Annotated in this window: 9 protein-coding genes and 1 riboswitch; of the genes, 4 read left to right on the top strand and 5 right to left on the bottom strand. The window is 57.4% G+C overall.

Going from position 1 to position 12,911, the window contains the following annotated elements; genetic code table 11:
• Nucleotides 1-173 precede the first annotated feature (173 nt).
• The 3 genes from AC1DCP_RS12280 (at nt 174) to AC1DCP_RS12270 (ending at nt 4,287) form a co-directional block, all read left to right on the top strand.
• Nucleotides 174-1,838 (top strand): type I secretion system permease/ATPase, encoded by a 1,665-nt coding sequence (locus tag AC1DCP_RS12280; protein ID WP_236759198.1) that lies wholly within the window; start codon nt 174-176, stop codon nt 1,836-1,838.
• Nucleotides 1,831-3,144, top strand: coding sequence for an HlyD family type I secretion periplasmic adaptor subunit (locus tag AC1DCP_RS12275; RefSeq protein WP_019566021.1), 1,314 nt, complete (start codon nt 1,831-1,833; stop codon nt 3,142-3,144). The genes AC1DCP_RS12280 and AC1DCP_RS12275 overlap by 8 nt, the downstream gene beginning before the upstream one ends.
• A 180-nt stretch (nt 3,145-3,324) precedes the next feature.
• Nucleotides 3,325-4,287, top strand: a complete 963-nt coding sequence (locus AC1DCP_RS12270) for a hypothetical protein (RefSeq protein ID WP_019566020.1) — start codon at nt 3,325-3,327, stop codon at nt 4,285-4,287.
• Nucleotides 4,288-4,410: 123 nt separating this feature from the next.
• Here AC1DCP_RS12270 and AC1DCP_RS12265 read toward each other — a convergent pair whose 3' ends face one another.
• Nucleotides 4,411-5,688, bottom strand: coding sequence for an MFS transporter (locus AC1DCP_RS12265; RefSeq protein ID WP_013636932.1), 1,278 nt, complete (start codon nt 5,686-5,688; stop codon nt 4,411-4,413).
• A gap of 428 nt (nt 5,689-6,116) precedes the next feature.
• On the opposite strand from AC1DCP_RS12265, the gene leuC reads away from it, so the two are divergent.
• On the top strand, nt 6,117-7,526 hold the full coding sequence (gene leuC / locus AC1DCP_RS12260; RefSeq protein ID WP_019566018.1) for a 3-isopropylmalate dehydratase large subunit: 1,410 nt from the start codon (nt 6,117-6,119) through the stop codon (nt 7,524-7,526).
• Nucleotides 7,527-7,587: 61 nt separating this feature from the next.
• Here the strand turns inward: leuC and AC1DCP_RS12255 are convergent, their stop codons facing one another.
• The 4 genes from AC1DCP_RS12255 to thiB all read right to left on the bottom strand — a co-directional run bounded on the left by AC1DCP_RS12255 (nt 7,588) and on the right by thiB (nt 12,727).
• A complete protein-coding gene (locus tag AC1DCP_RS12255) occupies nt 7,588-9,048 on the bottom strand; it encodes a M48 family metalloprotease (RefSeq protein WP_041694569.1) in 1,461 nt (486 codons plus the stop codon).
• A gap of 307 nt (nt 9,049-9,355) precedes the next feature.
• Nucleotides 9,356-10,072, bottom strand: coding sequence for a thiamine ABC transporter ATP-binding protein (locus AC1DCP_RS12250; RefSeq protein WP_013636936.1), 717 nt, complete (start codon nt 10,070-10,072; stop codon nt 9,356-9,358).
• On the bottom strand, nt 10,069-11,694 hold the full coding sequence (thiP, locus tag AC1DCP_RS12245) for a thiamine/thiamine pyrophosphate ABC transporter permease ThiP (protein WP_065688693.1): 1,626 nt from the start codon (nt 11,692-11,694) through the stop codon (nt 10,069-10,071). The genes AC1DCP_RS12250 and thiP overlap by 4 nt, the downstream gene beginning before the upstream one ends.
• Before the next feature lie 19 nt (nt 11,695-11,713).
• The gene (thiB, locus tag AC1DCP_RS12240; protein WP_065659959.1) at nt 11,714-12,727 is read right to left on the bottom strand and encodes a thiamine ABC transporter substrate binding subunit; all 1,014 of its coding nucleotides are present in this window, start codon (nt 12,725-12,727) and stop codon (nt 11,714-11,716) included.
• Nucleotides 12,728-12,765: 38 nt separating this feature from the next.
• Nucleotides 12,766-12,876: riboswitch (TPP riboswitch) on the bottom strand.
• Nucleotides 12,877-12,911: the final 35 nt, after the last annotated feature.

Genomic DNA, 12,911 nt, shown 5'->3' with positions numbered 1-12,911 from the left:
TATTGCTACTTATCTCTTTGCCTAATTTATTTAGAACATTCTCTAATAGCATTGCCTAGTTTCACTTATTGTGCAATTTTCGCGCAGTTTTAGGTGTTGATATGTTTTTTTTTAATTCTTTTTTAACAAAAAATAAGCGCGCTTTCTTTGCTGTCGGCCTTGCCAGCGCACTCATGAATATTCTCAACCTTTCCGGCTCCCTTTTCATGCTGGAGGTTTATGACCGGATTCTGCCGAGCAAGAGTATTCCTTCTCTGGTCGCTCTCGTTGTTCTGCTGGTTATTCTCTATGCCTTTCTTGTGGGGTTCGATGCTCTGCGCGGCCGGATATTGGCTCGCATCTCGGACAATATGGACGACGAGCTCAATCAGAAGCTCTTCAGGGCATCAATCAGCGCACCACTTGCCGCCTACGGCAAGGTAGACGGGCTGCAGATCGTCGGCGATCTCGATCAGATACGTCAATTCCTGTCCGGGCCGGGACCAGCAGCTTTTTTTGATATTCCCTGGCTGCCCATCTATCTGCTGATCTGTTTTGCCTTGCATCCCTGGATCGGTTTTGCCGTGCTTGGCGGCGCCCTGGTCCTTGTCGTGCTGACGCTCGTAACCAACTGGCTGACCGAAAGGGCGACCAAACAGGCCTACACCGTGCGCGGACAGAGAAATGCACTCGTCGGCAGCAGCCAGCGCAACATCGAGTCCATAAGAACCATGGGCATGATGAATGCGGTGACGTCGATGTGGGACGATCTGCACTCCAATTACCGCGCCGTCACACTCTCGACGTCGGACACGGCGGGCATGCTCGCCGCGATTTCCCGAACATTCCGCCTTTTGTTACAGTCGGGTGTGATGGCAATCGGCGCCCTGCTGGTTATCGAGGGGCATGCGTCAGCGGGTAGCATCATCGCAGGCTCCATCCTCTCGGCCAAAGCGCTGGGCCCTGTCGAACACGCAATTGCAAACTGGCGCAGCTTCATGACTGCGCGACAGGGCTGGAAACGCATCAACGAGTTTCTCGAACTCGTACCGGAACCCGCACAGCCGCTTTCCCTGCCGCCACCGAAATATACCGTTGCCATCGATCGCGTGACCGGCGGTCCGCCCAATGGTGCGCGAGATACCGTGGCCGATATTTCCTTCACGTTGAACGCGGGCGATGGCCTTGGCATCATTGGGCCGAGCGCTTCCGGTAAATCCACGCTGGCACGTTTGATAACCGGTATCTGGCCCTATGAGCGCGGCTCCGTGCGCTTCGATGGGGCCGCACTGAACCAGTGGGATTTCGAGGTTCTCGGTAAATCCATCGGATACATGCCCCAGCAGGTGGAGCTGATGCCAGGCACGGTCGCGCAAAATATCGCGCGCTTCGACCGTGACGCAACGGCGGAAGCCATCGTTTCGGCAGCCAAGGCCGCTCAGGTTCATGATCTCATCCTGGACCTGCCCAACGGTTACGACACCTATATCGGCGACCGTGGAGAGGCATTGTCAGGCGGGCAAAAACAGCGCATCGGCCTGGCGCGGGCACTTTTTGGGGAGCCGTTCTTTGTCATCCTTGATGAGCCGAACTCCAATCTGGACAGCGAAGGCGAGGCAGCCTTGCGCAACGCCATTGGCGACATAAGGGCGCGGGGCGGCATCGTGGTCGTCATTGCCCATCGTCCGAGCGCCATCGAAAGCGTCAATCTTGTGATGGTGATGAGCAACGGCCGCATGCTTCGCTTCGGCACCAAGGAAGAGGTGCTTGCGCAAATCCTGCGTCAAAATATTCGCCAGGTGCCGGAAACAGAAGAAGAAGTACGCAAGCTGGAAAGCCGGGTAGGTGAAAATGGTTGAGGGAGAAAAAACCGGCGTGACGAAAACATCTATCGTCAAACACTCAACCGCCGTAGTCGTTCTTGCTGCCGGCCTTCTTTTTGGCCTGGGTGGCTGGGCGGCTCTCGCGAAGCTTTCGGGAGCGGTCGTCGCCACGGGCCGGGTCGTTGTCGAAGGCAACTCCAAGAAAATTCAACACCTTTCCGGCGGTATTGTCAGCCAGATCAATGTTGCGGAAGGTGACACGGTGGAGGCCGGTCAGGTTTTGCTGCGGCTGAGTGGCACGATCGTTCAGGCAAACCTGTCCATTGTCGAAAATACGCTCGCGCAGCTTTATGCACGCCGTGCGCGTCTGCGTGCCGAAATCTCCGACGCCACCTCTTTCACAACGCCGGAAGATCTGGCCGTCTTGACCAATTCGAAAGCTGCCAAAACATTCATTGACAGTGAGCAGAACCTTTTCAACAGCCGTCGCAGTGCACTGATCGGCATGAAGAAGCAATTGGTAACGCGCAAGGATCAGCTAGCCGATGAAGCGCGGGGCATGGACGTGCAGATTGAGGCAACCAACAATGAACTTGCTATCGTAAGGGAAGACGTCTCAAAGACACGGGAGCTATATGCCAAGGGGCTGGTAACGCTTCAGCGCCTCAACCTTCTCAAGCGGCAGCTTTCCAATCTCGAAGGTCAGCAGGGCCAGTATATGGCCGCGCGTGCGCAGACGGTAGGCAAGCTGAGCGAAATGGACTTGCAGTCGCTTCAGCTTGACGAGGACCGCAAGTCCGAGGTCACAAAAGATCTGACGTCTATCGAAGCCACCGTTGCGGAATACGAGGAACGGCTTGCGGCAACACGCGACCAGCTCGACCGCCTCGATATTCGCTCGCCGATTGCGGGGCGTATCTACCAGCTGTCTGTGCACAACATAAACGGCGTCATCCAGCCGGGCGAAGTGCTTATGCTGGTGGTGCCGGCAAAGGAAGATCTTGCAATCGACGCCAATGTTCTTCCAAACGACATAGACCAGATCTATGTCGGGCAGCCAGTGACCATTCGCTTCACGGCTTTCAATCAGAGCACGACGCCGGATGTAAGCGCTGAAGTCGCAGTCGTCGCCCCGGACTTGCAGACAGATTCCCGAAGCGGTGCGTCATTTTACGCACTGCGCATCAAGCCGAGCAAAACTGGAATGGACCATATACCAGGTGGACGGTTGTATCCGGGCATGCCGGCCGAAGTCTTCATACAGACAAGCGAAAGAAGCGTTCTTTCCTATTTTGTCAAACCGTTCCAGGACAGGCTTAGAAAGACGTTCCTGCAGGAATAAAAGACTTTCATTACATGTTTTCTTAGAAACGATTCACAAATACACCAAAAGCGAGAATTTTTCCAAAAAAAACAATTTCTCATATTGTCTTGTCATTTATAATGTACTAATTATCACCCGCAATATTTATTAAATTTAATTTCGATACATCGAATTCTCAAAAATTTATAGGAGAGTAAAATGGCGTTAAAAGTAACTTTTGGTAATGGCGGCGCGGCATCGGTTTCGTCGCTCACCAGCCTGATCGATCAGGAAGCATATAAGCTCCTCACGGAATCCACAGCACAGGTCAAAAACGGCTCTACGCTCGATTCAGGCGCTGTCAGCGTTGGCGCTGTGGCGGTTGCCGGTACCGGTGCTGGTGGCACTGTCGATGTCGGCTACGACCCCAACGCAAACGGCTTCACATTTGACGTATCCTCGGCATGGAATTCGGTAAAGAACGCTCTCGCCCAGTCTGACACCTCTGAAAACCTTAAGTTCAAGGATTTCGTACAGGTAGACGTTCACCTCGGCGGCACCGGTTCGTCCACCGTTGAAGTTCTCAATGCCAAGCGCGGTAACATCACGACCGGCGCAGGCAACGACACGGTTACCGTATCTGTCGTTTCGAACGAAAAGACCTGGGTCAACAATTTCAACATCGACACCGGCGCAGGCAACGACACGATCACCGTCAAGGCCGGCGCTGCCTTCAATGACACGTCGGCTGCGGGCACGGGCGGTCTTGCCGCCAATACCGGCGCTGTGAATGGTGGTGCTGGTATCACCGACGGCAGCTACACCTCCGTCAAGATCGATGCCGGTGCGGGTAACGACTCTATCGACCTGAGCGGTGTAAAGCTCGCTTCGTCGCTGGTCACCGGTGGCAAGGGCATCGACCACATCATCGCAAGCGGTGGCGCCGATACCTTCGTCTTCAATCTGGGTGACATGGCGAAGAGCTTTGCCACAGATACCATCGAAGGCTTCAACGCCTCCATGGACAAGCTCAAGCTGGTCGGTACAGTGATCGATAACTGGGCGGTTTCGACCTATGATAACGATACCGTCCTCAGCTACAACGTTACTGGCGAGCACAAGGGTGAGAAGATCATTCTCTCCGGCGTTCACCTGACCGGCAGCGATTGGTTCACGGCGTAATTTCTCTCGAAGAGAATTTCATCGGTTACCGTTTAAATGGATCATGGCCCGGACATATCCGGGCCATGATTTTTTACATATGCGGCGGTTCGGAAATTATGCCGGCTGCCGCAATCTTGCAGATCAGGCGGCCTCGGCCTGATTGCCCATTTTTCGCGCCGCGATGATGACGAGCACCCCGGCAAGCGCCAGGCAGAAGGCAAGGAAGAACATCGGCGCAATGGTGCTGCCGGTCTGGTCCTTGATCCAGGGCACCACGTTCTGCGCCACGAAACCACCGAGATTGCCGACGGAATTGATGGCGGCGATGCCGGCAGCGGCACCGGCTCCCCTGAGGAAGCGGCCGGGCAGGCTCCAGAACACCGGCTGGCCGGCAAAAATGCCCGCAGCGGCGATGCAAAGGAAGGCGAACTGCAATACCGGATCGCTGAGCAGCGCCGACATCAGCAGGCAAAACGCGCCGACGAAGGCAGGGCCGACGATATAAGGCGTTTTGTTTTTTGCCTTGTCAGCCGCCAGGGGCACGACGAAGAGAGCGACAGCCACGATCACCCAGGGGATGATGTTGATGAAGCCGTTGGCGGTGTTGGAAACGCCGAAGCTCTTTACGATCGTCGGCAGCCAGTAGCTGAGACCATAGGCCGCCAGCGGAAAGCCGACATAGCAAAGCGCCATGAACAGCACGCGCGGATTGATCAGCGCCTTGAAGCCGTCCTCCGCATGCTCTTCCATGCCCTTATTTTCTTCGGCCAGGCGGTTCTTCAACCAGTCCTTCTCGGCCTGCGTCAGGAACTTCGCCTTTTCCGGCGTATCGTCCAGATAGAAGAAGGTAACGATACCGGCGATCACGGCGGGAATACCCGTCGCCAGGAACACCCATTCCCAGCCGGCATAACCGAGGAAACCATCGAGATCAAGCAGCATGCCGCCAAGCGGTGCGCCGATGGCATTGGCAAGCGCACTGAAGATCATGAACAAGCCGATCATGCGGCCGCGATAATCGCGCGGGAACCACAGCGTCATCAGGAACAGCACGCCCGGGAAGAAACCGGCCTCGCAAAGCCCGAGCAGGAAGCGCAGGATGTAGAACATCGTCGCATTCTGCGTGTAGGCAAGCGCAATGGTGACGGCACCCCAGGACACCAGAATGCGGGCGAACCATTTGCTGGCGCCGAAACGGTTGAGGAAAAGGTTGCTCGGAACCTCAAAGAGGAAATAGCCGATGAAGAACAGCGAAGCGCCAAGTCCGTAGGCATATTCGCTGAGGCTCAGCGCATCGACCATCTGCAGCTTGGCATAGCTGACATTCTGCCGGTCGATATAGGCGATGAGATAGAGAAGGCCAAGAAACGGCATCAGCCGCCAGGTGATCTTCGAGATTAGGGATTTTTCCGATACCATGTGCTTTTCCCTCCCTTCGATTGCTCGTCGAAATGCAAATGATAAGGGGACCCATCTATATGTGCGCCGCAAGATACGCAAGTTGCATTGCATCATGACCAATGCCGAAAAGGCTGCGAAACCGGCATTTTAAAGCCCTGAGTACATGGTGCGGCGCACATCAAAGCCGCCGGGTCACCGTTTTACGGTCTGCGTGCATTCATATTGCCGCGAAACCGGCAATCTGCTATGAAGACCGCCATGGGATCTAAATTCGGATGTCTCGCGCAGAATGTTTATGTGCTGCAGGACCACAAGCGTCTGCCGGCACGGTTTTTTGCGCGCATTTCCGGGGCGCTCAACAGCCGACTTAGGCTCGCCTGACAGCACCCGCTGTCCACCGCCTTACTGAACCCTGATTTTACCTTTCCATGACAAGGCATAGAGCCATGAGCGCACCCCGCACCTTATACGACAAGATCTGGGACGACCACGTCGTCAATCGTGACCCGGACGGAACCTGTCTTCTCTATATCGACCGTCACCTGGTCCATGAGGTGACGAGCCCGCAGGCCTTTGAAGGCCTGCGCATCGCCGGCCGTCCAGTCCATTCGCCCACCCGCACGCTTGCCGTCGTTGATCATAACGTGCCAACCACAGCCGACCGGCTGGAAGGCATCAAGAACGAGGAAAGCCGTATCCAGGTGGAAGCGCTTGCGCAGAATGCCAAGGATTTCGGTGTCGAATATTATTCCGAGCGCGACAAGCGTCAGGGCATCGTCCACATCGTTGGCCCGGAACAGGGCTTCACCCTGCCGGGCATGACGATTGTTTGCGGCGACAGCCACACCTCCACCCATGGTGCTTTCGGCGCGCTGGCGCACGGCATCGGCACGTCGGAAGTGGAGCATGTGCTGGCGACCCAGACGCTGATCCAGAAAAAGGCCAAGAACATGCTGGTGCGTGTCGATGGCAAGGTTCCGGAAGGCGTCACCGCCAAGGACATCATCCTCGCCATTATCGGTGAGATTGGCACAGCGGGCGGCACCGGCCATGTGATTGAATTTGCCGGTGAGGCAATCCGCTCGCTCTCCATGGAAGGCCGCATGACGGTTTGCAACATGACCATCGAGGGCGGCGCCCGTGCAGGTCTGATCGCGCCTGATGAGACCACCTTTGACTATATTAAGGACAAGCCGCGCGCGCCAAAGGGCGAGACGTTGGAACAGGCCATCGCCTACTGGAAAACGCTGAAATCCGATGAAGGCGCCCACTACGACAAGATCGTGGTGCTGGACGCCGCCAATCTGCCGCCGATCGTCTCCTGGGGCTCATCGCCTGAGGACGTGACGTCCGTGGAGGGTATCGTTCCCAATCCGGATGATATCGAGGAAGAAAACAAGCGTACTTCCAAGTGGCGTGCGCTGGATTATATGGGCTTGAAACCCGGTACACGCATCACCGATATCGCCATCGACCGCGTTTTCATCGGCTCCTGCACCAATGGCCGTATCGAGGATTTGCGCGCAGCGGCAAAGATCGTCGACGGCCGCAAGGTCGCGCCCACCGTCTCGGCCATGATCGTGCCCGGCTCCGGTCTCGTGAAGGAGCAGGCGGAAAAGGAAGGTCTGGACAAGATTTTCCTCGAAGCCGGTTTCGAATGGCGCGAACCGGGCTGCTCCATGTGCCTTGCCATGAATGACGACCGCCTGAAGCCTGGCGAACGTTGCGCCTCCACCTCGAACCGCAACTTCGAGGGCCGCCAGGGCTATAAGAGCCGCACCCACCTCGTCTCCCCCGCCATGGCAGCGGCGGCGGCCATCGCCGGTCATTTCGTCGATGTGCGCGAGTGGCGGTAATTATCTATAACGTCTGAAACGAAAAACCCCGGATCACAATCCGGGGTTTTTTGTTAGCATCTCATTCCGCAATGATCTTCACCCGCTGGCCGGGCTGAAGCGTGGCGGTGGCGCTCATCGCATTCATCATGCGGAACATGTCGAGCTTGCGGTCGGTCCCCATCATCCGTGCGGCAATCGTTGCCACGGTTTCACCGGGCTTGACCGTCACCACGCGCACGCGCAGAGGTTTTAACGATGCGATCTCCTGCGGCGTCATCTTGCGGAAACTCGTTCGCAACACGTTGGCGATGGAATCGAGCTGCGTGTTACCCTTCGGCACGGCCGTCAGGAAGCGGAATATCTGCTGACCAACACGGATGACGGTAACGTCAAAGTCCCATTTGTCCGCCGTCGCACGGGCTGTCGCAGCCTCCAGACCGTTGATCTGCGTTTCCTTCACGGTTTCCGGCATCAGGCCGGCAACCCAGCCGCTGGTAAGGTAATTGGCAAGAGTGGTCTGTTTCGGATCGGCCACGCCGTCGAAACGGATCGCCACATCGCCCGGACCCGTCGCAAGAACGGCCTCCACCTTGTTGTCGATGACGAAACCGTCCGGCACATCGAAACGAATACCGAGCGTTCCGTGCAGAAAGGTTTGGCCCCGGACATAACCCTCCTGCGGGCTGTCGCCGTAAAGCAGGCCGTCTATGCCATCCAGAAACCAGTCGCGACCCCGATCCCCGACCTGACCGTCCTGGCCGAAGGCGCGGGCATGCCGGCGTGCAAGCTCGATGCGCTGCGGCGTGTTGGGGTGGCTGGAAAGAAAGTCGAGGCTCTGGTCATTTTCGGGATCAGCCGAGGAGAAACGCGCATAGGCTGCCATGGAATCCAGAAACCGCGGCGATGCGAAGGGGTCGTAGCCGGCCTCACCCAACATTCGCACACCAATCACGTCCGCCTGCAATTCCTGCTGGCGCGAAAAAGCCGCAAGCCGCAGCTTACCGCGCGCAAGCGCCTGCTTGCCGGCGAGATCGCTCGACAGAACCTCGGCGACCACACGGCTTGCAATCACCTCCGCCTCTTCCCGGCGCTGGCGCTCGATGCCGTGGTTTGCGGTAACGTGGCCCATTTCATGCGAAAGCACGGCGGCCACTTCCGAGGCATCGTTGGCGAGAGCCAGAAGCCCGCGCGTCACGTAAAGATACCCCCCCGGCAGCGCAAAAGCGTTGATAGCAGGCGAGTTGAGGATGGTGATGCGATAGGATTGCTGCGGATTTTCCGAAACAGCCGTCAGCGCGCCGGCGATACGGGCGACAAGCCGCTCCGTCTTGGCATCACGATATTCGCCACCATAACTCGCCACAATACGCGGATGTTCGCGCGCACCCATCTGCGCACGGGGATCATTCTTCTGCACCTCTTCCACGGTCTGCGGATTGTCCGAAGGCCGCAAGGTGGACTGGTAGGCTGGGCTGAAGAGAGACTGACACGATGACAGGAATACGGCAGACGCCGTCAGCACGGAACACACGGCAGCCATCCTGCCCGAACGGCGAAGGCCTGAACGGGAGAAAAGCCTCCACTGCGCAGTCATGCTATTTCTCATTCTCTATGCCTGCCCCTAACGTTCCTGATCATCCGTTAATTGCAGACCAGAATAACAGATTCGCCCCAACGAGCCATGAATGTCGAAACGGTAAAAACGATCCATCAAGTCCGGAATATTCCTGAAGAACGCAATAATTCTCGTCTTTTCTCGGGCAACGACTTGAAACTGGCAAGTGCAAATTAACGCCATTGAAGTTATCTAAAGCGATTGCCAGCGGCACGCGTCGAAAATAAGGCGATCAGCCGTTCAGAAAACTGTCGACCGCCTTCACATTTTGTGTGGCGAAGAAATCTGCGGTCGAGCCCGCATAGACAACGCGGCCACGATCAAGAAAAACCACCCGCTGTGCCAGCTTTTTTATGTCGTCTGGATGGTGCGTAACAATAATCGCCGTATTTTTTGTTTCGGCATGCAAGTCGAGAAGCAGGGAGGTCATGCCCGCCCGCAGCCCCGGATCTAGCGCCGCGAAAGGCTCGTCCAGCAGCATGACAGGTTTTTTCCGGACCAGCGCACGCGCCAGCGCCGCCCTTTGCCTTTCCCCGCCGGAAAGCGTGCCCGGCAAACGTTTGTCAAAACCCGCAAGACCAACGCGTGTGAGCGCCACGTCGATCCTCTGCCTGTCTTCCTCCCCCAGCTTCAGCCCGGGGCTGATGCCGAGCGCGACATTGGTGAAGATATCGAGATGGGCGAAAAGATTATTATCCTGGAAGATCAAGGAGACCGGTCGTTCGGAAGGATCGAGCGCCTTCATGTCCCGCCCGCCGATCAGGACGCGCCCGGAATCGGGCAATTCAAAACCGGCGATGAGATTGAGGAGCGTCGACTTGCCAGAACCGGAGGCACCGACAACGGCGGTCATCTGGCCTTGCGGGAATGTACAGTCGAGATCGAAATCCTGCGTTCCGAGCCGCAGCCTGACCTTGTCCAGCCCCACGGCAAATTCGTCACCCGTCATATGCTCGCCCTTGCTGATTGGGATTGCCGTGAAACGCCGCCCGCGGCAAGCAGCAGGCAGACGACGCCAAGGATCAACGCGTATCCGGCGGCATCATTGGTGCGGTAGCTGCCCATATTGCTATAGACCAGCCATGGCAACGTGACGAAATTTTCCGATCCGAACAGGGCGACCGCCCCGAGATCACCGAGCGACAGAGCCATGGCAAAGGAAAACGCCATCAGCAGCGGCCGCCGCAGTACCGGCAGATCGGCGAACCGCAGCCGCGTCAGTCCCTGAAGCCCAAGGCTGGCGGAGAGCCGGGACGTGCGTAAAAAATGGCTGGTAAAGGCTGGCTCCAGCACCCGCATGGCAAGCGGCAACGCCATCAGCATGTTGATGAGTGCCACGAGAACGGGAGCATAAAAACTGACATCTCCAAAGGGCCGCAGCAACAGGAACCACCCGCTTCCCAGCACGACGGGCGGCACCAGCAGCACCAGCGATGACCCCGCCCCGAGCGTGGCGGACAAAAGGCGCAAGGGTTGAGCCGCGTGCCGTCTGGAACCCACGGCCTGTCGCGCACCGATGATCGCAAAGCAGCAGAGCACGACGAGAGTTGCGGAGAACGCAGCGATTGCAAAGCTGGTCGCCGCCGCACGCAGGAAGATCGGCGCTGACAAAAGACGCGGCAGATCGGCCCCCAAACCCGAGACGGTTATGGCAACAAGCGGCAGGCCGACCAGCAGAACCGCAAAAATGATTGCCGCTCCGTCCCACAGGCGCGCGCCAACACGCTTGCCGTCGAAACGGCGAACAGGGCGGCCAAGCGAGGCAATTTCCGCCTCGGGCGATGGCAAAAAGGCAAGAAGGCCGAGCAGAACTGCTGTGATTGCAATCTGCAAAACCGAAAGCGCGATTGCCCGTTCCGGATCGAAATCAAACCGCAACGCCTGATAGATTGCGACCTCAAGTGTCGTCGCCGCCGGTCCACCGCCCAGCAGAAGCACTAGCGTGAAGCTGGTGGCGCACAGCATGAAGACAAGCCCGGCAATACCGGGAACAAGCCGCGAGACGGCCGGCCACTCGATGAAGCGGAAAACCGAAACCGGCCCCATGCCAAGACTTGCCGCCATCCGCCAATATTCGCCCGGAATCCGCTCCAGCCCGGCTAGCATCAGCCGCACCGCAAGCGGCAGATTGAAAAACACATGGGCGACGAGAATGCCGGAAAGGCCGTAAATACTGAAGGGCTGCTCCGCACCGGCAAAAACAAGGGCAGTATTCAAAACACCCTGCCTGCCCCAGATCGTGATGATGCCAAAGGCACCAACGATGACCGGCAGCCCCATCGGCACAGCCATCAACCTGATAATCCAAATCCGCCCCGGAAAATCCTGTCTGCGGGAGAGCGCAAGCGCCATCGGCAGGCCGAGAACAATAGAAAGAACAGTGGACAACGTTGCCTGATAGAGCGTGAAGCGCAGGATTCGCAGCGTGTAGGCATCCACGATTCCGGCGGCGGATGTACCGGCATCGAACGACAGTAGTGCTGATACAGCAAGCGCCATGAACAGGAAAACGGCGGCAAACGCCGCCGTTCCGCCAATGATCGACCATCTGTAGTCGCGACGCAGCATCATGCGCGGGCGTGCCTCTTGCTCAGTTCATGCTCATGGCCGCAAGCCATTCGTCGATCCAGGCCTTGCGGTTCTTCGCCACCTCTTCCGGGTCCATCAGGAAGGTCTTCTGCGGTACGACGAGTTTGGAAAATGCCTCGGGCAGGGGCGTGGAAGTTGCCGCGACCGGCATCATCCAGTTGTTTTCCGGAATGGCATCCTGAAATCCTGATGTGAGCGTGAAAGCGAGGAACTGCTTCGCCAGCTCCTTGTGTGGCGCGTTTTTGAGAAGGCCGGAAACCTCGATCTGGATGTAGTGCCCCTCGGAAAAACCCGCGGCCTGATAGCGATCCGTCTTTTCCGAAACCATGTGATAGGCAGGCGACGTGGTGTAGGAGAGCACCATCGGCACCTCACCCTTGGTGAAAAGGCCATAGGATTCCGACCAGCCCGGCGTGACGGTGAGAATGCGCTTCCGGAGCTTCGCCCAGGCTTCCGGTGCCTTGTCGCCGTAAACGGACTTCACCCAGAGCAGCAGGCCAAGCCCCGGCGTGGAGGTGCGCGGGTCCTGAATGGCGATTTTCTGTGAAGGATCGCCGTCCACCAGATCTTTCAGGCTCGTCGGCGGATTTTTTATCGTCTGCGTGTCATAGACAACGGCGAAATGACCGTAGTCGTAAGGGACGAAAATATCGTCCTTGTAACCGCCCGGCACCTTGGCCGCCGATGCATCGATACCGCTGATATCGAAGAGGCCGGTCTGTTTCGCTTCCGCGACCAGATTGGTGTCGAGACCAACAACGACATCCGCCTTCGACGCCGCCCCTTCAAGCTTCAGGCGGTTAAGCAGCGCCACGCCATCCGCCACACCGACGAAATTGACCGTGCAATTGCACACCTTCTCGAAGGCCTCTTTCACCTTGGGGCCGGGACCCCATTCGGAAACGAAGCTTTCATAGGTATAGACGGTCAGTTCCTGTCTGTCCTGAGCAGTGGCAATACCGGGCAGAAACAACGAAACGGCAACGAGGGAATTCAGGAAAAGACGACGGCGCACGGGTATCTCCTCAAAAAACGAAAAGGGAAATAGCCGCTTGCCTTAAGCCGTCTAATCCCTCCGCCGGTATGAACCGGATCAGGTTCTTCGGGTTGGCAAGCCTCTCAGCCTTTTGCACGCAAGCACAAAAGACACCCCGTTAGATCAAGATGATGATGTAGTCCCGCTGTCTCTGATTGGCAAG

This window comes from Agrobacterium sp. 10T429 (assembly GCF_056393925.1).
The sequence above is the reverse complement of the archived record's forward strand: the minus strand, read 5'-3'. Positions and strand labels throughout refer to the sequence as shown.